The organism is Sulfitobacter sp. EE-36 (assembly GCF_000152605.1).
Classification (GTDB): domain Bacteria; phylum Pseudomonadota; class Alphaproteobacteria; order Rhodobacterales; family Rhodobacteraceae; genus Sulfitobacter; species Sulfitobacter pontiacus.
Genome location: NZ_CH959310.1, coordinates 1,629,090 through 1,647,644, shown reverse-complemented (window position 1 = coordinate 1,647,644; position 18,555 = coordinate 1,629,090). Strand labels below are relative to the sequence as shown.

15 protein-coding genes are annotated in these 18,555 nt (G+C 63.1%); 14 read left to right on the top strand and 1 reads right to left on the bottom strand.

Annotated features, from left to right (window positions below; genetic code table 11):
• The first annotated feature begins 199 nt into the window (after positions 1-199).
• The 14 genes from xdhA (at position 200) to EE36_RS10475 (ending at position 15,850) form a co-directional block, all read left to right on the top strand.
• Positions 200-1,618, top strand: a complete 1,419-nt coding sequence (xdhA, locus tag EE36_RS10540) for a xanthine dehydrogenase small subunit (protein WP_005852076.1) — start codon at positions 200-202, stop codon at positions 1,616-1,618.
• Positions 1,615-4,020: a xanthine dehydrogenase molybdopterin binding subunit gene (gene xdhB / locus EE36_RS10535; protein ID WP_005852074.1), complete on the top strand. Its 2,406-nt coding sequence runs from the start codon at positions 1,615-1,617 to the stop codon at positions 4,018-4,020. Before xdhA ends, xdhB begins: the two co-directional genes overlap by 4 nt.
• Positions 4,010-4,981: a xanthine dehydrogenase accessory protein XdhC gene (xdhC, locus tag EE36_RS10530; protein ID WP_005852072.1), complete on the top strand. Its 972-nt coding sequence runs from the start codon at positions 4,010-4,012 to the stop codon at positions 4,979-4,981. The genes xdhB and xdhC overlap by 11 nt, the downstream gene beginning before the upstream one ends.
• Positions 4,978-6,498: an ABC transporter ATP-binding protein gene (locus tag EE36_RS10525; RefSeq protein WP_005852070.1), complete on the top strand. Its 1,521-nt coding sequence runs from the start codon at positions 4,978-4,980 to the stop codon at positions 6,496-6,498. Before xdhC ends, EE36_RS10525 begins: the two co-directional genes overlap by 4 nt.
• A gap of 87 nt (positions 6,499-6,585) precedes the next feature.
• Positions 6,586-7,668: an ABC transporter permease gene (locus tag EE36_RS10520; RefSeq protein WP_005852066.1), complete on the top strand. Its 1,083-nt coding sequence runs from the start codon at positions 6,586-6,588 to the stop codon at positions 7,666-7,668.
• Positions 7,668-8,588: an ABC transporter permease gene (locus tag EE36_RS10515; RefSeq protein ID WP_005852064.1), complete on the top strand. Its 921-nt coding sequence runs from the start codon at positions 7,668-7,670 to the stop codon at positions 8,586-8,588. Before EE36_RS10520 ends, EE36_RS10515 begins: the two co-directional genes overlap by 1 nt.
• 52 nt (positions 8,589-8,640) lie before the next feature.
• The gene (locus EE36_RS10510) at positions 8,641-9,714 is read left to right on the top strand and encodes a BMP family ABC transporter substrate-binding protein (protein WP_005852062.1); all 1,074 of its coding nucleotides are present in this window, start codon (positions 8,641-8,643) and stop codon (positions 9,712-9,714) included.
• 132 nt (positions 9,715-9,846) lie between these two features.
• Positions 9,847-10,212 (top strand): hypothetical protein, encoded by a 366-nt coding sequence (locus tag EE36_RS10505; protein ID WP_005852060.1) that lies wholly within the window; start codon positions 9,847-9,849, stop codon positions 10,210-10,212.
• Positions 10,213-10,280: 68 nt separating this feature from the next.
• Entirely contained in the window at positions 10,281-11,666 is a 1,386-nt protein-coding gene (locus EE36_RS10500) for a PepSY domain-containing protein (protein ID WP_005852058.1), read from the top strand.
• Between the two features lie 87 nt (positions 11,667-11,753).
• Positions 11,754-12,368 (top strand): glutathione S-transferase family protein, encoded by a 615-nt coding sequence (locus EE36_RS10495; RefSeq protein ID WP_005852056.1) that lies wholly within the window; start codon positions 11,754-11,756, stop codon positions 12,366-12,368.
• A gap of 104 nt (positions 12,369-12,472) precedes the next feature.
• Complete coding sequence (locus tag EE36_RS10490) at positions 12,473-13,558, top strand: FAD-binding oxidoreductase (RefSeq protein ID WP_005852055.1); 1,086 nt, start codon at positions 12,473-12,475, stop codon at positions 13,556-13,558.
• Positions 13,555-14,205: a DUF938 domain-containing protein gene (locus tag EE36_RS10485; protein ID WP_005852053.1), complete on the top strand. Its 651-nt coding sequence runs from the start codon at positions 13,555-13,557 to the stop codon at positions 14,203-14,205. Before EE36_RS10490 ends, EE36_RS10485 begins: the two co-directional genes overlap by 4 nt.
• A gap of 4 nt (positions 14,206-14,209) precedes the next feature.
• The gene (locus tag EE36_RS10480) at positions 14,210-14,992 is read left to right on the top strand and encodes a GH25 family lysozyme (protein ID WP_005852051.1); all 783 of its coding nucleotides are present in this window, start codon (positions 14,210-14,212) and stop codon (positions 14,990-14,992) included.
• Positions 14,993-15,082: 90 nt separating this feature from the next.
• Complete coding sequence (locus EE36_RS10475) at positions 15,083-15,850, top strand: HNH endonuclease (RefSeq protein ID WP_005852049.1); 768 nt, start codon at positions 15,083-15,085, stop codon at positions 15,848-15,850.
• 9 nt (positions 15,851-15,859) lie between these two features.
• Here EE36_RS10475 and EE36_RS10470 read toward each other — a convergent pair whose 3' ends face one another.
• Positions 15,860-18,352, bottom strand: a complete 2,493-nt coding sequence (locus tag EE36_RS10470; protein WP_005852047.1) for an FAD-dependent oxidoreductase — start codon at positions 18,350-18,352, stop codon at positions 15,860-15,862.
• Positions 18,353-18,555 lie beyond the last annotated feature (203 nt).

The following is an 18,555-nucleotide window of genomic DNA, read 5'->3' as shown; positions in this document are numbered from 1 at the left end:
GCAGTCACCAGTCCCACCGGCACCCCGCGCCCGTTTTTCCAGCAACACGACACGCCCTTGAGCGCAGGACGCCACGAAATCTCTTGCCAAGCCCCCTTGCCCCCGCCTAGCCTCGTTCAACATTTGCCCGCGCCGCGTTCTACGTCGCATCGAACGCCGCGCAGATCACGGGCTGAGGTACCGCGGCGGAACGAACCCTATGGACATCACTTTTCTCCTCAACGGGGAAGTCGTGTCACTGACCGGCGTCTCCCCCACCATGACGCTGCTGGACTGGCTACGCGAAACCCGACATCTGACCGGCACCAAGGAAGGCTGCAACGAAGGCGATTGCGGCGCCTGTTCCGTTATGATCAGCGACGATCAGGGTCACCGCGCCCTGAACGGCTGCATCCTGTTCCTGCCCCAGATCAACGGCAAATCCGTCACCACCGTCGAAGGGCTCTCGGCACCTGACGGCAGCCTGCATCCCGTGCAGCAGACCATGGTCGACTATCACGGCAGCCAATGCGGCTTTTGCACGCCGGGCTTTGCCGTCACCATGGCCACCGACCATCTCAACGGGGCCACGGACCACGACACGCAGCTCGCCGGCAACCTGTGCCGCTGCACCGGCTACGCGCCCATCATCCGCGCCGCCAAAGCCGCCGAGGCCGCCCCCGTGCCCGCCCACCTGCGCAACCTCAAACTTCCAGATGGCCCTAAATCCTCGGGGGGGCCGGCGCAGCCGGACGGGGGCGGACAGCCCCCTGCGACCTCGCGCCCCACGACCACGGATGAACTGGCCCGCTGGTACGCCGATCACCCCGATGCGACCCTGATTGCGGGGGCAACGGATGTCGGCCTCTGGGTCACTAAACAATTCCGCGATCTGGGGCCGGTCGTGTTTCTCAACCAGATCCCCGACCTGCGCGGCGTCACCGATGGCGGGGATCACTGGCGCATCGGCGCAGCCACCACCCTTGCCACGCTCACCGCGCATTTTGGCCCGCTCTATCCCAGCTTGGGCGCGATGCTGCGGCGGTATGGCTCGGCGCAGGTGCGCAATGCGGCCACCATCGGGGGCAACATCGCCAATGGCTCGCCCATCGGGGACGGCCCTCCGGCGCTGATCGCGATGGGGGCAACATTGCACCTGCGTCACGGCGACACCCGCAGGAGCCTGCCGCTTGAGGACTTCTTTATCGACTACGGCAAACAGGACCGCGCCCCCGGAGAATTTGTCGAGGCGATCACCGTCCCGAAGCTCCCCACCGGCAAGGATGACAGCCTGCGCTGCTACAAGATCAGCAAACGTTTCGATCAGGACATCTCGGCCCTGTGCGGCTGTATCAACATCACCCGCGCGGGCGATGTAATCACAGACGCACGCATCGCCTTTGGCGGCATGGCAGGCACACCGAAACGGGCAAGCCAGACCGAAGCCCTGTTGATCAACCAACCTTTTGACGAGGCGACGATCCGCCGCGCGATGGATGCGATGGCGCTGGATTATCAGCCGATGAGCGACATGCGCGCCTCGGCGCAGTATCGCCTGCTGACCGCCCAGAACCTGCTGCTGCGCTATCTGCATGACGTGAACGGCCTGCCCACGAACCTGCACGAGGTGACAGCATGAGCGTTGCCAAACCCCTCCCCCATGATGCAGCCAAGCTCCATGTCACGGGGGCTGCGCGTTACGTGGACGACATCCCGACACCGGCCACAACGCTGCATATCGCCTTTGGACTGAGCACGGTGGCCTCGGGCACGCTCAACGGCATGGACCTGCGCGATGTCGCTGCTGCCCCCGGTGTGGTGGCGGTGCTGACGGCGGCAGATCTGCCGTTTGACAATGACGTATCCCCGTCAAACCATGACGAACCCCTGCTGGCCACCGACGCGGTACATTATGCGGGCCAGCCCGTCTTCATGGTCATCGCGACAACCCACCTTGCCGCTCGCCACGCCGCGCGGCTTGGGGCGGTGGACATCACCCCGACCGCGCCGATCCTGACCATCGAAGAGGCGCTGGCCGCCGATGCACGGTTCGAGGATGGCCCCCGCATCTACCAAAAAGGCGATGCCACAGCCGCGCTGACCACCGCCCCCCAAACTCTGAGCGGGACGATCAATATCGGCGGGCAAGAGCATTTCTACCTCGAAGGTCAGGCCGCCCTCGCCCTGCCGCAAGATAATGGCGACATGGTCGTTCATTCCTCCACCCAGCACCCGACCGAGATCCAGCACAAGGTGGCAGAGGCGCTTGGCACGCCGATGCACGCCGTGCGGGTAGAGACGCGGCGCATGGGCGGTGGTTTCGGCGGCAAGGAAAGTCAGGGCAATGCGCTCGCCGTGGCCTGTGCCGTCGCGGCCGCGCGCACGGGACGCCCCTGCAAAATGCGATATGACCGCGATGACGATATGATCGTCACAGGCAAACGCCATGATTTCCGCATTGACTATACCGTAGGCTTTGACGCCACTGGCCGCATCTCGGCGCTGGATTTCACCCATTACACCCGCTGTGGCTGGGCGATGGACCTGTCCCTGCCCGTGGCCGACCGTGCGATGCTGCATGCGGATAATGCCTATCACCTCGATAACATCCGCATCACCTCGCACCGCTTGCGCACCAACACGCAAAGCGCCACGGCGTTTCGCGGGTTTGGCGGGCCACAGGGGATCGTGGGCATCGAACGGGTTATGGACCATATCGCGCAGTCACTCGGGTTTGATCCGCTGGCGGTGCGGCGGGCCAATTTCTACGCCGATGTGATGCAGCCTGACGCTACCGGACAGGCCCGTGACCACCGCGCCCTGCCCCATGATACCGAGGCTGATCTTGCTTCTCGCGGGGCACCGCCCGCACCACAGGAAAGCACGCCACCCCAGCCCACGGGTCTGCAAACCACCCCCTACCACCAACCGGTGCAGGACTGTATCATCAACGCGCTGACCGACCGGCTGGCCCAGACATCAGACTACGCCGCCCGCCGCGCCGCCATTGCCGACTGGAACGCGACACAGCCGGTTCTGAAACGCGGCATCGCGCTGACGCCGGTCAAGTTCGGCATCTCTTTTACCCTCACCCACCTTAATCAGGCGGGGGCGTTGGTGCATGTCTATCAGGACGGGTCGATCCACCTGAACCACGGCGGCACGGAAATGGGTCAGGGCCTGTTCCAGAAGATCGCGCAGGTCGCCGCCAGTCGCTTTGGCGTTGACCTCTCGGTCGTCAAGATCACCGCGACGGATACGGGCAAGGTACCCAATACCTCGGCCACGGCGGCGTCTTCGGGGACGGACCTGAACGGCATGGCGGTGCAAGCGGCCTGCGACACGATCCGCGACCGCATCGCCGACCATCTGGCCGAGCGTTATCAGACCACCGCAGACCAGATACGCTTTGCCCAAGGCCAGGTTCATATCGGGGAAGAGGTGATCAGCTTTGCCCAAGCTGCCGCCTCTGCCTATGAAAACCGCGTGTCGCTGTCGTCCACCGGCTACTACAAGACACCCGAAATCGAATGGGACCGCATCAAGGGCAAGGGCCGCCCGTTCTTCTACTTTGCCTATGGCGCAGCCGTCACCGAAGTGGTGATCGACACGCTGACGGGCGAAAACCGCATTTTGCGCGCGGACATCTTGCATGACGCAGGCGCATCGCTGAACCCCGCGCTGGACATCGGCCAGATCGAAGGCGGCTATGTGCAGGGCGCGGGCTGGCTCACGACCGAGGAACTCGTCTGGGATGCCAAAGGCACGCTGAAAACCCATGCGCCGTCGACCTACAAAATCCCCGCCATCTCGGACCGGCCCGATGTGTTCAACGTGGCGCTTTGGGACGAGCCCAACCCTGCGCAGACGATTTACCGGTCAAAAGCGGTGGGGGAGCCGCCGCTGATGCTGGGCATCTCGGCCTTTATGGCGCTGTCGGATGCGGTGAGCGCCTGTGGCGACGGGTTTGGCGACCTGCAAACACCCGCCACGGCCGAAGCAGTGCTGACCGCCATCGGGAAGGCCCGCAATGCCCTTTGACCGCGCAGCCCTGGCGCAGGCCGTTGCCGCGCATGGCACGGTGGCGCGCATCGTTCTGGTGCAGGTCAAAGGCTCTGCCCCGCGTCCGGCGGGAACGTCGATGCTGGTTTGGGCGGGCGGTGCGTCCGGCACCATCGGCGGCGGCCAGCTTGAGCTGCAATCGATGCGCGACGCCGCCGCCATGCTGGCGGGCGACCCCCGCAGCAAGCTGACCCGCGCCGCCCTTGGCCCCGCGATGAACCAATGCTGCGGCGGGGCGGTGACAGTCGTGACAGAGCGTTTCGACGCCGCCACAGTCGAAGCCCTGCCCGACACCTACCCCGACATCTACCTGCGCGCTGTTGATCCGGCGGCCCCGCCCCTTGCCGACAGTTTTCGCGCCAAGATCGACCGTGCCAGTGGCGGCACGACACCGCTCGCTATTACCCTGCACGGTGGCTGGTTGGCAGAGCCGCTGTGGCAGCACTCGCGGCAAGTGGTCATTCACGGCGCGGGCCATGTCGGCAGCGCGCTGGCGCGTATTCTGGCCCCGCTGCCGCAGTTTCGCGTCATACTCGCCGACCCGCGCCCCGGGTATCTGGACGATCTGCCAGAGGGCGTCAGCGGCGTCGATGCCCCTTGGGGTGCCGCGCTGCACAGCGCTGAAGATGACGCTGCACATTTTATCATGACACCGGCCCATGACGACGATCTGGAGCTCTGCCACCGCTTGCTGCAACGCGATTTCGCCTTTGGCGGGTTGATCGGGTCAGACACGAAATGGGCGCGGTTTCGTAGCCGTCTGGTCGCCCTTGGCCATGCCCCCGAACAGATCGCCCGCATCACCTGCCCCATCGGCGCGCGGCAATTTGGCAAGCATCCTCAAGCGATTGCGCTTGGGGTGGCCACGCAACTCTTGCAATTTGAACCCGCCCGCACGAATAAACAGGTTCGTTTGACACAAAAGGAACGCTGCGCATGACCGACACGCCCCTTCTGGCGCTTTCCGGGCTGACCAAAGCCTACCCCGGTGTTGTCGCCAATGATGACGTGACACTGCGGATCGCGCCGGGCGAGGTCCACGCGCTGCTGGGGGAAAACGGCGCGGGCAAGTCGACGCTGGTCAAGATGATCTATGGGCTGGTCAAACCCGATAGCGGCACGATGCAGATGCACGGAGCCAGTTTCGCCCCGCACGAGCCCCGCGCCGCACGCGCCGCCGGTGTGGGCATGGTGTTCCAGCATTTCTCACTGTTTGATGCGCTCAGCGTGGCCGAAAACATCGCCCTCGGGATGGAGAACGCGCCCAAGCTGCGCACCCTCAGCAAGCAGATCCGCGATGTGTCCGAGGCCTACGGCCTGCCGCTGGCCCCCGACCGCATCGTCGGCGACCTTTCGGCCGGTGAACGCCAGAGGGTCGAGATCATCCGCTGCCTGCTGCAAGACCCCAAACTGTTGATCATGGATGAACCTACCAGCGTTCTGACCCCGCAAGAGGTTGAAATCCTGTTCAAAACCCTACGCAAGCTCAGCGCCGAGGGCACCGCGATCCTCTATATCTCGCACAAGCTCGAAGAGATCCGCAGCCTGTGTGACAGCGCCACGATCCTGCGTTTGGGCAAGGTGGTAGGCCATTGCACCCCGTCAGAGACGACGGCACGGGATATGGCAGAAATGATGGTGGGCAGCACGCTCAAGACACCGACCCGCGCAGGCAAGACGCCCGGCGCGGTCAAGCTGGACCTGAAGGGGCTGTCCGCGCCCTCGCCGAGTTCCTTTGGCATGCCGCTGCGTGACATCACCGTGCAAGTCCGCGCGGGCGAGATTCTGGGCATCGGTGGCGTGGCGGGCAACGGGCAGGATGAATTGCTGTCGGCCCTGTCGGGCGAGTTGCCGACCGCCGCTGGCATGATCGGGTTCGAGGGTCAGGACGTGGGCCAGCTTGGCCCCACCGCGCGCCGCCGTCTGGGTATCCTGACCGCGCCCGAGGAACGGCTTGGCCATGCCGCCGCCCCTGATATGTCCCTGACCGAGAACGCGATGCTGACCGGTGCCGTGCGCGAAAAACTGGAGCGGCGCGGCATGTTGAACTGGCCCGCCGCCAAACGGTTTGCCGAACGTATCATCGCGGATTTCGACGTGCGCACCCCCGGCCCCGGCAATGCCGCGCGGTCGCTGTCGGGCGGGAACCTGCAAAAATTCGTCATCGGCCGCGAGGTGTTGCAAAATCCGCAGGTGCTGGTGGTCAATCAGCCCACATGGGGGGTCGATGCCTCTGCCGCGGCGGCGATCCGGCAGGCGCTGCTGGATCTGGCCGAGAATGGCACAGCCGTGATCGTGATCAGTCAGGATCTGGACGAGCTGATGGAAATCTCGGACCGCTTCGCCGCGCTGAACGAGGGCCGCCTGTCGGAGCCGCGCGCCGCGGCAGGGCTGACGGTGGACGAGATCGGATTGATGATGGGCGGGGCCCACGGGATGGAGGTGGCGCATGTTTGACGCGTTGCTTGCGGGGGTTTCACACCCCCACACCCCCGTGGAGTTTTCCTTGCAAAATGAAGCAGATGACAAGAACTGGGGCGCGGCATGATGCGGCTTGAGAAACGGCCGCAGGCCAGCTGGGCGTTTTCCTATGCAACGCCGGTTCTGGCGGTGATTGCCACGATGGTTTTTGGCGGCGCGCTGTTCGCGGTGCTTGGCAAAGACCCTGTCGCGTCGATCATGACGATTTTCTGGGAGCCGCTGTTCGGCGATTTCGCCTTTTACTATCGCCCGCAGTTGCTGGTGAAAGGGGCACCCCTGGTCTTGATCGCCATTGGCCTGTCGCTGGGGTTCAAGGCGGGGATCTGGAACATCGGGGCCGAGGGCCAGTACATCATGGGGGCCATTTGCGGTGCCGGTGCAGGTCTGGCCTTCTACCCCGCAGAAAGTGTTTTTATCTTTCCGGTGATGGTGCTTGCAGGCGCGCTTGGCGGTTGGGTCTGGGCCATGATCCCTGCCGTGCTCAAGGTCAAATTCGGGACGAACGAGATTCTCGTGTCATTGATGCTGGTCTATGTGGCGGAACAATTCCTCGCCTCTGTCAGCCTTGGGTTGCTGAAAAACCCCGAAGGTTTCGGCTTTCCGGGCAGCCGCAACCTGCAGCAATATGCATCGGCCCATAATGGTGAGTTAATCGCGGGATCGGGGATGCATTGGGGGGTGGTTGCCGCGCTGATCGCGGTGATCTTTGCCTATGTCTTATTGGCGCGGCACCGGTTGGGCTTTGCCATCCGCGTGACCGGGGAGGCACCGCGGGCGGCGCGGTTTTCCGGCGTGAACCCGACGCGACTGGTTTTGTTCTGCATGGGCATGTCGGGTTTGCTGGCCGGTCTGGCAGGGATGTTCGAGGTCGCGGGTCCTGCGGGGCAGATCACCATCGATTTCAACGTGGGCTACGGGTTCACCGCGATCATCGTCGCCTTTCTGGGGCGGTTGCACCCGGTGGGTATCCTGCTGGCCGGTGGTCTGATGGCGCTGACCTATATCGGGGGCGACATCGCGCAAAGCCAGTTGGGACTGCCTGCCGCTGCCATCCAGGTGTTTCAGGGGATGTTGCTGTTCTTCCTGCTCGCCTTTGATCTTTTCACCCATTACCGGCTGCGCCTTGGCCGGACGGAGGTCGCGTAATGGATCTGTCTGCAATCAATCCGGTGCTCTTTGTCGCGGGCTTTCTGGTAGCGGCGACGCCGCTGATCTTTGCCGCTTTGGGCGAGTTGGTGGTCGAGAAATCCGGCGTGCTGAACCTTGGGGTCGAAGGGATGATGATCATCGGCGCGATCTGCGGCTTTGCGACCGCCGTTGAAACCGGATCGCCCCTATTGGGCTTTGCCGCCGCGGCCGTGGGGGGCGCGTTGCTGAGCCTGCTGTTCGCCTTCCTGACCCAGATCACGCTGGCTAATCAGGTCGCATCGGGCTTGGCGCTGACGCTGTTCGGGCTGGGGTTTTCGGCGTTGCTTGGGCAAAGCTATGTCGGGATCAAACCACCGCGCCTGCCGGATGTGAACTTTGGCCCGCTGCATGACATCCCCGTCATCGGGCCGATCTTCTTTTCCCATGATATCATTCTGTACTTGGGCTTTGCGCTGGTCGTCGCCGTTTGGGCAGTGCTGAAATTCACCCGCATGGGGCTGATCCTGCGCGCTGTCGGCGAAAGCCACGAGGCGGCCCACGCCCTTGGCTATAAGGTGGTGCGCATCCGCACGCTGGCGATCATGTTCGGCGGGGCCTGTGCCGGTCTGGGCGGGGCCTACATCAGCCTAATCCGTGTGCCCCAATGGACAGAAGGCATGACCGCCGGTGTGGGCTGGATCGCCCTTGCGCTGGTGGTTTTTGCCAGCTGGAAGCCCTGGCGGCTGTTGCTGGGTGCCTATCTTTTTGGCGGTATCACGCAGCTTCAGCTGAATCTGCAAGGCGCGGGCGTTGCCATTCCGGTCGAGTATCTGGCAATGTCGCCCTACCTCATCACCATCCTTGTGCTGGTGATCCTTTCCGCGGATAAAAGCGCTGCGCCGGCATCGCTGGGCCGCACTTTCCACGCCTCTCACTAGGGGCCTATCTTCAAGCGCCGGATAAAAGGCGCGCTACTCAGGGGACTACGTTATGAAATTCACCACACTTATGGCCAGCGCGGCACTGGCGCTTGGGCTTGCGGGCGGCGCATATGCCCAAGACAAGACCAAAGTCGGTTTTGTCTTTGTTGGCCCCGTCGGCGATGGCGGCTGGACCTATGAACACAACCAGGGCCGTCTGGCAGTCGAGAAAGAATTCGGCGACGCGGTCGAAACCGTCTTTGTTGAAAACGTGGCCGAGGGCCCCGATTCCGAGCGTGTGATGACGCAGATGGCGCTGGACGGCGCGGACCTGATCTTTACCACGTCTTTTGGCTATATGGACCCGACCATCAACGTCGCGGGCAAATTCCCGGATGTGAAATTCGAACACGCCACCGGCTACAAGCGTGCCGACAACGTGTCGACCTATTCCGCGCGTTTCTACGAAGGTCGCGCCATTCAGGGTCACATCGCGGGCAAGATGACCAAATCGAACATCATCGGCTATATCGGGTCCTTCCCGATCCCCGAAGTGATCCGTGGCATCAACTCGGCCTATATCCACGCCAAGAAGGTGAACCCCGATGTCGAGTTCAAGATCGTCTGGGCCTACACATGGTTTGACCCCGCCAAAGAAGCAGATGCGGCCAAGGTTCTGATCGAACAGGGTGCGGATGTTGTCCTGCAGCACACCGATTCCACAGCACCTCAGGCGGCGGCGCAAGAAGCGGGCGACGTGATCACCTTTGGTCAGGCGTCCGACATGGCGCAATACGCGCCCAAGCCGCGCGTCTCGTCGATCATTGACGATTGGGCCCCCTACTACATCGCCCGCACCAAAGCGGTCATGGATGGCACCTGGGAAAGCAAAGACACATGGGACGGCATCGGTGCCGGCATGGTTGGTATCGGCGAGATTACGGACGCCGTGCCTGCTGACGTGAAAGAAGAAGCGCTGGCGCTGAAAGCATCGATCGCGGATGGGTCCTACCACCCGTTCACCGGCCCGCTGAAAAAGCAGGACGGTTCCGATTTCCTGGCGGAAGGCGAAACAGCCGATGACGGCACGCTGGCGGGCATGAACTTCTATGTCGAAGGCATCAAGGGCGACATTCCGAACTAAGCCGGACACTGACCTGACACGATCAAAGGCCTCGCATCCGCGGGGCCTTTTTTGTTGCGAAATCACCGCGGTGCCCCGTCTTGCGACAAAACGCATCTGGTGCGGGGCGACCAAGCTGCCTACAGAAGGTACATGCGCTTTCTGCCCGCCTTCCCCTGCCAACTGCTTGCCACCGTTCTGGTGCTGCTGTCGCTTGCGACATCGGGGTTTGCGCATCGTTTCGCGCCCGTAGACCTGTCGCCCGAGCTGCAAGCCTATGTTGCCAATGGCGGCGCGCTGGCGGACCTATGCGGCACCGGTGATAGCCCGCACTCAGGCAATATGGCCGATTGCAAGACCTGCCGCCTGATCGGTGCCATGGCGCTGCCCGAAGCGGTCACCGGCCTGCCCGTTCCCGTGCTTGAGAAAACGCAAACCCTGCGCTTTGTGGCGAAGCGGCTGCTGCACACACGCAAGCCTGACCCCAGCCGGCTGACCCGCGCCCCGCCCCAAGTCTGAACATCCATCCCATCTGTTCATTCTTTCCGCCTGCCGATGATGCAGGCCCTTAGGCTTGGAGCCCTCATATGACGACCCCTACCCAAACCACGCAACCCGACGGCGGCGTGAACAAACTCTACTTTGCTGCATGGCGCTGGCATTTCTATGCGGGGCTGTTCGTGCTGCCCTTTCTGTCGGTTCTCGCCATAACCGGTATGGCGATGCTGTGGATCGCCTGGATCGACGGGCGCGACGGTGAATTTACCCCGGTGACCGTGCAGGAAACCGTTCTGTCGGTCTCGGCACAGTCACAAGCCGCGGTCGAGGCCGTGCCCGGCGGCACGCTGGTGCAATATGTGGCCCCACGCGCGCCTGATCTGGCGGCCCTGTTCCGCGTGGACCACGATGGGGATGCGGTGATGGTTGCGGTTGATCCCTATACGGCCAAGGTGATCGAGAGCTTTCCGCGTCGGTCCGGCTGGTATGATTTCGCGGATGGCATCCACAGTGATCTGATGCTGGGGGTGACCGGTGATCGCATGATAGAAGCCGCGGCCTCGATCGCCTTGGTGCTGATTGCCACGGGGCTTTATATGTGGTGGCCGCGTGGTGCAGGCTGGCGCGGAACGCTGGTGCCACGTTTCACCAAGGGCCGTGCGATGTGGAAATCGCTGCATGGTGTTGTGGGCATCTGGGTATCGGCCTTTCTGGTGCTGTTCCTGATCTCGGGCCTGTCCTGGGCGGGCATCTGGGGCGGCAAGATGGTGCAAGCCTGGAGCCAGTTCCCTGCCGAGAAATGGGATGCCGTGCCCCTCTCGGACGACATCCACGCCAGCATGAACCACCACCGCCGCGAGGTGCCTTGGGCGCTGGAACAAACGCCGATGCCTGCCTCTGGCAGCGCGGCTGGGGCTGCGGGGGTTGCAGGGGCCGTCACGATTGACAGCATCGATGCATTGGCGCGCGAGATCGGCTTTGACGCGCGCTATCAGATGAACCTGCCGCAGGACGATACCGGCGTCTGGACGCTGAGCCGCGATTCCATGAACACTGACAGCACCGACCCGATGTCGGACCGCACCGTGCATATCGACCAGCACAGCGGCAATATCCTCGCCGATGTGCGCTATGCCGATTATTCGCTTGCGGGCAAAGCCATGGCGGTGGGGATTGCGCTGCACATGGGCACCTTGGGGCTGCTGAGCGTGCTGGCCAATACGCTGGTCTGCCTGTCGGTGCTGTTCCTCTGCGTCAGTGCGCTGGTGCTTTGGTGGAAGCGTCGCCCTACCGCCGCTGGCCGCCTCTCCGCCCCGCCCATGCCGTCAGAGCTGCCGTTGTGGCAGGGTGCCGTGCTGGTCGGGCTGTTCGTGTCGATGGCCTTCCCCATGGCCGGGGCCGTGCTGCTGAGCGTGCTGGCGGTCGATGTGTTGATCCTGTCGCGCCTACCCGCGCTGCGCCACCGTCTGACATGACCTCAAGCCCCCGCGTCGCTTGTCAAATACGGCGCGGGGGATGCATGCCCACTACCCATCCGCCTGCAACACGCTATCATCAGCGTCATGATCAAAATCCACCACCTGAACCGGTCCCGCTCTCATCGCATTTTGTGGCTGCTCGAAGAAATCGGCGCGCCTTATGATGTCATTCCCTATACCCGCGATGCCAAGACCAACCTCGCCCCGCCCGAGCTAAAGCTCGTGCACCCCTTGGGCAAATCCCCCATGGTCGAGATCGACGGCACGCTGATCGCCGAGAGCGCGGCCATCACCGAGGTGCTTTGCACCCGTTTCGCGCCGCAGATGATCCCCGATCGTGACAGCGCCGCCTATTTGCAGCACCTTGAACTGATGCATTTCGCCGAAGGGTCCGCGATGACGCCGATCCTGCTGAACCTCTATGTCAGCCGTTTGGGCGACGCCGGTGCGCCGCTGCATCCGCGCATCGCGTCTGAACTGGACAACCACTATAGCTACATGAACAGCCGCGTGCGCGCCTCGGGGCATTTTGTGCAGGATACGCTGTCGGCGGCGGATATCATGCTCAGCTTTCCGGCAGAGATCGCGATGCAGCAGGGCCGCGCCAAGGATTATCCCGCACTCGCTGGCTTTGTCGAGATGATCCACGCGCGCCCCGCCTATGGTCGCGCCACCGCGCGCGGCAAAACCGATGCCTAACCGCGCGGTTGCACGTCCCACCGGCCCATGTCACCCATAAGCACGGAACGTGGGGCCGGCGGGACAGGCCTGCGTGAAACCAGTGCAAGGGACAGGGGGTACCTATGACAGAAAGCACATCCGATATCCTTGTGATCGGCGGCGGCATCGCGGGCATCTCGGCCGCGGCGCGCCTGTCCGGTGATGCAAAAGTCACGGTGATCGAAGGGGAAAAAGCGCTTGGCTATCACGCCTCTGGCCGGTCGGCCGCGCTGATCGAAGAGAATTACGGTGCCCCCTCCGTGCGGGCGCTGAACAAGGCCACCGTCGGCTATCTGCGCGACGGCGGCTACCTGTCCCCGCGCGGCCTGATGATCATCGCCGACCGCCACGAGGAAGAGGCGTTTCACAGCGATCTCGCCCATATGGGGGTCGAACAGATCACCCCCGACGATGCGCTCCGCCTTGTGCCGATCCTGGCCGCCGAGCGCATCGCCTTTGCCGGCTACCACGCTGACGCCCATGATATTGATACCGACCGTCTGCTGCAGGATTTCGCCAAAGAGCTACGCGGCAATGGCGGACGGATTGAAACCGGGCATCCCGTCACATCCATCACCCGCACGGGCAATACGTGGAAGGTCACCGCAGGCCCGCACATCCATCACGCCGCAAAACTGGTCAACGCCGCCGGAGCCTGGGCCGACCAGATCGCCATTCTGGCCGGTGTGCCCCCCATCGGCATCACCCCCTACCGCCGGTCCATGGCCCGCATTGCGGCACCGGGGGGGCATGACCTATCGCGCTGGCCGATGTTCTTTGGCGTGGGCGAAACATGGTACGCCAAGCCTGACGCGGGTGCGCTGTTGATCTCGCCCGCCGATGAGGACGCGACCGAACCGCAGGACGCATGGGCCGACGACATGGTGCTGGCCGAAGGGCTGGAGCGGTATCAGAACATGGTCGCCGTGCCGCTGACGAAACCCATCGCGACATGGGCGGGGCTGCGCAGCTTTGCCGTGGACCGCACGTTGGTGCTGGGCCCCGATCCCGCCCAGCCCGACTTCATCTGGAGCGCAGGACAAGGCGGCTACGGTTTCCAGACCAGCGCCGCCGCCTCGCAACTGGTGGCCGATCTGACCCTTGGCAACGCGCCGTCGCTGCCCGATCCGGTGGTCGAGGCATTGCGCCCCGATAGGCTGCGCGCATGACAGCCAAGCTTCCCCCAAGCGCCAGCGTCGCTCTGCCCACCCGCGGTGCCATGCTGCACGCCCCCGCCGCCGACCGGAACAAAGACGCCCTGTGTGACCTGCTGCGTGACCATGCACCTCAGACAGGTCGCGCGCTCGAGATTGCCAGCGGGACGGGGCAACATATTGCCGCCTTCGCCCGCGCCCTACCCGATTTGCACTGGCAGCCGACCGAGCCCGCCCCCGACCGCCGCGCCAGCATCGACGCCTATATCGCCGAGGCCGGGCTGACCAACGTCGCCCCCGCCGCACCGCTGGATGCCACGGCGACGGGCTGGCACAAGCCATTGCCACCGCAAGACCTGATCTTCCTCGCCAACCTGCTGCATTTGATCCCGACGGGTGCCGCACAGCAGGTCATCGCCGAAGCCGCGCTTGCGCTCGCCCCCGGTGGCACGTTGATCCTCTATGGTCCGTTCCGCCGCGAGGGTGTGCTCACCTCCGACGGAGATGCGAAATTCGACGCCGAGCTGCGCACCGCCGATCCTGCGATCGGGTACAAGGATACGGTCGACATCACGCGTTGGCTCAGCGATGCTGCACTAAGCCCGATCGACAGGATCGACATGCCCGCCAATAATCTGGCCTTTATCGCACGAAAGCCGTGACCCTATGCCCCGACTTCGCGTCCTTGCCCTCCTCTCTGCCCTTGCCCTTTCGGCCTGTGGTGCGCCGCAACTCTCTGTCCCTGTGGGGGATGTGACGGCGGCCAATTTCGGCGACCGCAAGCCGTTCGACTGGCCCGGCCAAAGCCCCGAACGCTATGCGGTGCACGGCATCGATGTGGCGCGCTTCCAGCAACCGCTGAACTGGGGCGAGGCCCGCGTCTCCGGCGTGAACTTCGCCTTCATCAAAGCCACCGAAGGCGGCGATCTGCTGGACCCGATGTTCCAGAACCACTGGGACGGTGCCGGCCGCGCCGGTGTCGCCCGCGGGGCCTATCACTTCTATTATTTCTGCACGACGCCCGAGAAACAGGCCCGCTGGTTCATCGAAAACGTGCCCAAAGCGCCGGGCATGCTGCCCCCCGTGCTGGATCTGGAGTGGAACCCCTTTTCCCCCACCTGCACCCTGCGCCCGCCCGCCGATACCGTCCGCCGCAACGCGCAGACGTTCCTAAGCATCCTGCGCGCGCATTACGGGCAGCAGCCCGTCGTCTACACCACGCCGGAGTTCTATGCCCAGAATGACATGGGGCGTCTGCGCGGTGTCGAATTCTGGCTCCGCTCCACCGCCGCCCACCCGTCCGAGAAATACCCCGACGAGCGCTGGACCTTCTGGCAATACACCAGCACCGGCCGCGTCCCGGGTGCCGCAGGAGACATCGACATCAACGTCTATGCCGGCAGCCCCAGCAGTTGGGACAACTGGCTCGTGCGGCGTCAGGTGCCGTAGATCACCACCACAATCTACCAGGGCAAGACCTTTGACATTGCAATTATAAATTGAACCTGGCAGGATTTTCCGAGCGAAAACGGCAGGTATATGACCACACGTCGAAATTGGACCGAAGACGAGGTCACTGAGGCTTTGTCACTGTATCTGCGGCTTCCTTTTGGCAAGTTCCATTCCGGCACACCGCAGATCATCCGCATGGCAGAACGGATCGGACGCACGCCATCGGCCGTGGCAATGAAACTGTCCAATCTTGCCGCGCTGGATGACACACTGTCGCAAAGGGGGCTCGGCAACCTTTCTGCGATGGACCGGCAAGTCTGGGCGCGGTTCCGGCAAGACCCCTCTATCGTATTTAATGCCTATGAAGCGCAGATCTTGCCGTCACCCCAGCAGACACCCGGTTTTTCCGAGCAGCGGCAGGCAAACTGGATCGCAAAGCAAGCCGAAGTCACCGAACGTACGGTTGTGCAGCGGCCCGGACAAAGCTTCTTTCGCGAGATGATCCTGAACAACTATCGCTCTCGCTGTGCACTAACGGGTATCGACGATACACGCCTGCTGACCGCAAGCCATATCGTCGGGTGGCAAGAGGACGATGCTCAACGGTTCTACCCCGAAAATGGCATTTGCCTGAACGCCCTTCATGATCGCGCCTTTGACCGACATCTGATCAGTTTTGACGATGATTACCGCATGATCATGGCCGATGATTTGCCCGCCGAATCTAAACGCAAACTAGCTACCGGGACCTCCGAAAGGTTACAGTTACCAGAACGGTTCCTACCCGACCCTGCGTATCTTCAACATCACCGGCAGCGCATGGCCGAGCGGCAGAGCATGCCGCCGCTCGACTAGGTTCGAGCCTCATCCATCCACGCGGATGGTCGCGTTTTTCGGGTCGTAGGGGCTGTCCTCCACAACTTCGGCATCCCATAGCTGGTCGAACATCTTGACCTTCAGCTTTGTGCCAACCACCGCGATGTCGGGTTTGACGTAGCCCATGCCGATGGATTTCCCGAAGGCCACCGAATACCCGCCCGAGGTCAGGCGACCAACACGGGTGTCGCCGTGATACAGCACTTCGCGGCCCCAAGGGTCGGCGTCGTCGGGCCCGTCGATCAGCAAGGTCACACATTTGCTGCGGATACCATGGGCCTGCATTGCGTCCTTGCCGTGGAAGTCCTTGGACAGGTCGACAAAGCGCGGCAGGTCGGCCTCTAGCGGGGTGGCATCGCGGCCCAGTTCATTGCCGAAAGCGCGGTAGGATTTCTCTTGCCGCAGCCAGTTCTGTGCCCGCGCGCCCACCAGTTTCATCCCGTGTTTCTCGCCCGCCTTCTCCAGCAGATCGAACAGGTGGTTCTGCATCTCGATCGGGTGGTGCAGCTCCCAGCCGAGCTCTCCGGTATAGGCGACGCGGATGGCGCGGACGGGGACCATCCCCAGCTCGATATTGCGCATGGTCAACCAGGGGAACCGCTTGTTGCTCAGCACCGTCTCGGGGTCCGCGTCCTTGATGACCTCTTTCAGGACATCGCGCGATTTGGGGCCCGCGATGGCAAAGACACCCCATTGCGTGGTCACGTCATGACATTCGATATACCCGAATTCGGGCGCTTTATCGGCAATGGCCTTGCGCAGGAAATCACTGTCATAGGCCGTCCAGGCCCCGGCGGACACAAGGTAGTATTCATCCTGAGCGAGCCGCACGATGGTATATTCGGTGCGCGTGGTGCCGTTGATCGTCAGCGCATAGGTCAGGTTGATGCGCCCGACGGAGGGCAACTTGTTGCAGGTGAACCAATCCAGAAAGGCAGTGGCCCCCGGCCCCTTGACCAGATGTTTGGTAAAGGCGGTCGCATCGATCAGGCCCACGCCCTCGCGGATCGCCTTGGCCTCATCGACCGCATGCTGCCACCAGCCGCCGCGCCGGAAGGACCGGCTGTCGTGGTCATTGAACCCCAGCGGCGCAAAGTAGTTCGGGCGTTCCCACCCGTTCACATGGCCGAACTGTGCGCCACGGGCGGCCTGACGGTCATAGGCAGGCGAGGTACGCAAGGGCCGACACGCGGGGCGCTCCTCATCCGGGTGGTGCAGGATATAGACGTGCTCATAGGCCTCTTCGTTCTTGCGCGCGGCATATTCGGTGGTCATCCAGTCGCCATAGCGTTTGGGGTCCAGCGACGCCATGTCGATCTCGGCCTCGCCCTCGACCATCATCTGCGCAAGGTAGTAGCCCGTGCCCCCCGCAGCCGTGATCCCGAAAGAGAACCCTTCGGCCAGCCACATATTGCGCAGGCCGGGTGCCGGACCAACCAGCGGGTTGCCGTCGGGCGTATAGCAGATCGGCCCGTTGAAATCGTCCTTGAGGCCGGAGTCCGCACAAGACGGAACGCGTTCGGCCATCGCCATATACTGATCCGCGATCCGGTCCAGATCCAGCGGAAACAGATCGGCCCGGAAGCTGTCCGGCACCCCATATTCGAACCGTGCAGGCGCGCCGCGCTCATAGATGCCCAAAATCCAGCCGCCCCGCTCTTCGCGGGCGTAGGATTCATTGTCGGCGTCCCGCACGACCGGGTGCTCCGGATTGCCGTCGGCGCGCCATTTGACCAGCTCGGGGTCCTGATCCATCACGATAAACGTATGTTCGACTGGAATGGCGGGCATCTTGATGCCCAGCATCTTGGCGGTGCGCTGCGCGTGGTTGCCGCTGGCGGTAACGACATGCTCCGCGGTGATCACGACCTGCTCGTCCGAGGGGACTAGGTTCCCGCCTTTCTCGACCATCTTGGTGATGGTAACCTCCCACGCCTCGCCATTCCAGTGAAAGGCATCCGCCTGCCACTTGCGCTCAATCGCCACCCCCCGCTGCCGCGCGCCCTTGGCCATCGCCATGGTGACATCGGCGGGGTTAATGTAGCCGTCCGTCTGGTGGTACAGCGCGCCTTTCAGATCGTCGGTCTTGATCAGCGGCCATTTTGCCTTGATCTCGTCCGGCGTCATGAAGGTATAGGGCACGCCGCAGGTCTCGGCGGTCGAGGCATAGAGCATGTATTCGTCCATGCGCTCGTCCGTCTGCGCCATGCGCAGGTTCCCCACCACGGCAAAGCCCGCGTTCAGGCCGGTCTCTTCCTCAAGCGTCTTGTAGAACTTGATCGAATAGTCGTGGATGTGGGTCGTCGCATAGGACATGTTGAAATAGGGCAACAGCCCTGCCGCGTGCCATGTAGACCCCGAGGTCAGCTCGTCCCGCTCAAGCAGCATCACATCGTCCCATCCGGCGCGGGCCAGATGATAGGCAATCGACGTGCCAACGGCACCGCCGCCCACAACCAGTGCTTTGACTTGAGTTTTCATGAATCCAATGCTCCGCCAGAATAGGTCTTAGCGACATTTAGCAGCCCCCGCGCAAAACGCAGAACCCAGCCGACCAAAGACAGCACAAATGCGACCAACGTCGAAAAACTCGCACGTAGGCCGCTTCCAAATGGTTAAAAATCCCCGCCGGAGGCATCGCATCCCTGCCCATGGCAGGGATCGATATACCGCGCGCGCCGCCC

Bases quoted from the DNA above. Each gene is read 5' to 3' on its own strand.
- xdhA (WP_005852076.1), top strand. From the start codon at position 200: ATGGACATCACTTTTCTCCTCAACGGGGAAGTCGTGTCACTGACCGGC.
- xdhB (WP_005852074.1), top strand. From the start codon at position 1,615: ATGAGCGTTGCCAAACCCCTCCCCCATGATGCAGCCAAGCTCCATGTC.
- xdhC (WP_005852072.1), top strand. From the start codon at position 4,010: ATGCCCTTTGACCGCGCAGCCCTGGCGCAGGCCGTTGCCGCGCATGGC.
- EE36_RS10525 (WP_005852070.1), top strand. From the start codon at position 4,978: ATGACCGACACGCCCCTTCTGGCGCTTTCCGGGCTGACCAAAGCCTAC.
- EE36_RS10520 (WP_005852066.1), top strand. From the start codon at position 6,586: ATGATGCGGCTTGAGAAACGGCCGCAGGCCAGCTGGGCGTTTTCCTAT.
- EE36_RS10515 (WP_005852064.1), top strand. From the start codon at position 7,668: ATGGATCTGTCTGCAATCAATCCGGTGCTCTTTGTCGCGGGCTTTCTG.
- EE36_RS10510 (WP_005852062.1), top strand. From the start codon at position 8,641: ATGAAATTCACCACACTTATGGCCAGCGCGGCACTGGCGCTTGGGCTT.
- EE36_RS10505 (WP_005852060.1), top strand. From the start codon at position 9,847: ATGCGCTTTCTGCCCGCCTTCCCCTGCCAACTGCTTGCCACCGTTCTG.
- EE36_RS10500 (WP_005852058.1), top strand. From the start codon at position 10,281: ATGACGACCCCTACCCAAACCACGCAACCCGACGGCGGCGTGAACAAA.
- EE36_RS10495 (WP_005852056.1), top strand. From the start codon at position 11,754: ATGATCAAAATCCACCACCTGAACCGGTCCCGCTCTCATCGCATTTTG.
- EE36_RS10490 (WP_005852055.1), top strand. From the start codon at position 12,473: ATGACAGAAAGCACATCCGATATCCTTGTGATCGGCGGCGGCATCGCG.
- EE36_RS10485 (WP_005852053.1), top strand. From the start codon at position 13,555: ATGACAGCCAAGCTTCCCCCAAGCGCCAGCGTCGCTCTGCCCACCCGC.
- EE36_RS10480 (WP_005852051.1), top strand. From the start codon at position 14,210: ATGCCCCGACTTCGCGTCCTTGCCCTCCTCTCTGCCCTTGCCCTTTCG.
- EE36_RS10475 (WP_005852049.1), top strand. From the start codon at position 15,083: ATGACCACACGTCGAAATTGGACCGAAGACGAGGTCACTGAGGCTTTG.
- EE36_RS10470 (WP_005852047.1), bottom strand. From the start codon at position 18,352: ATGAAAACTCAAGTCAAAGCACTGGTTGTGGGCGGCGGTGCCGTTGGC.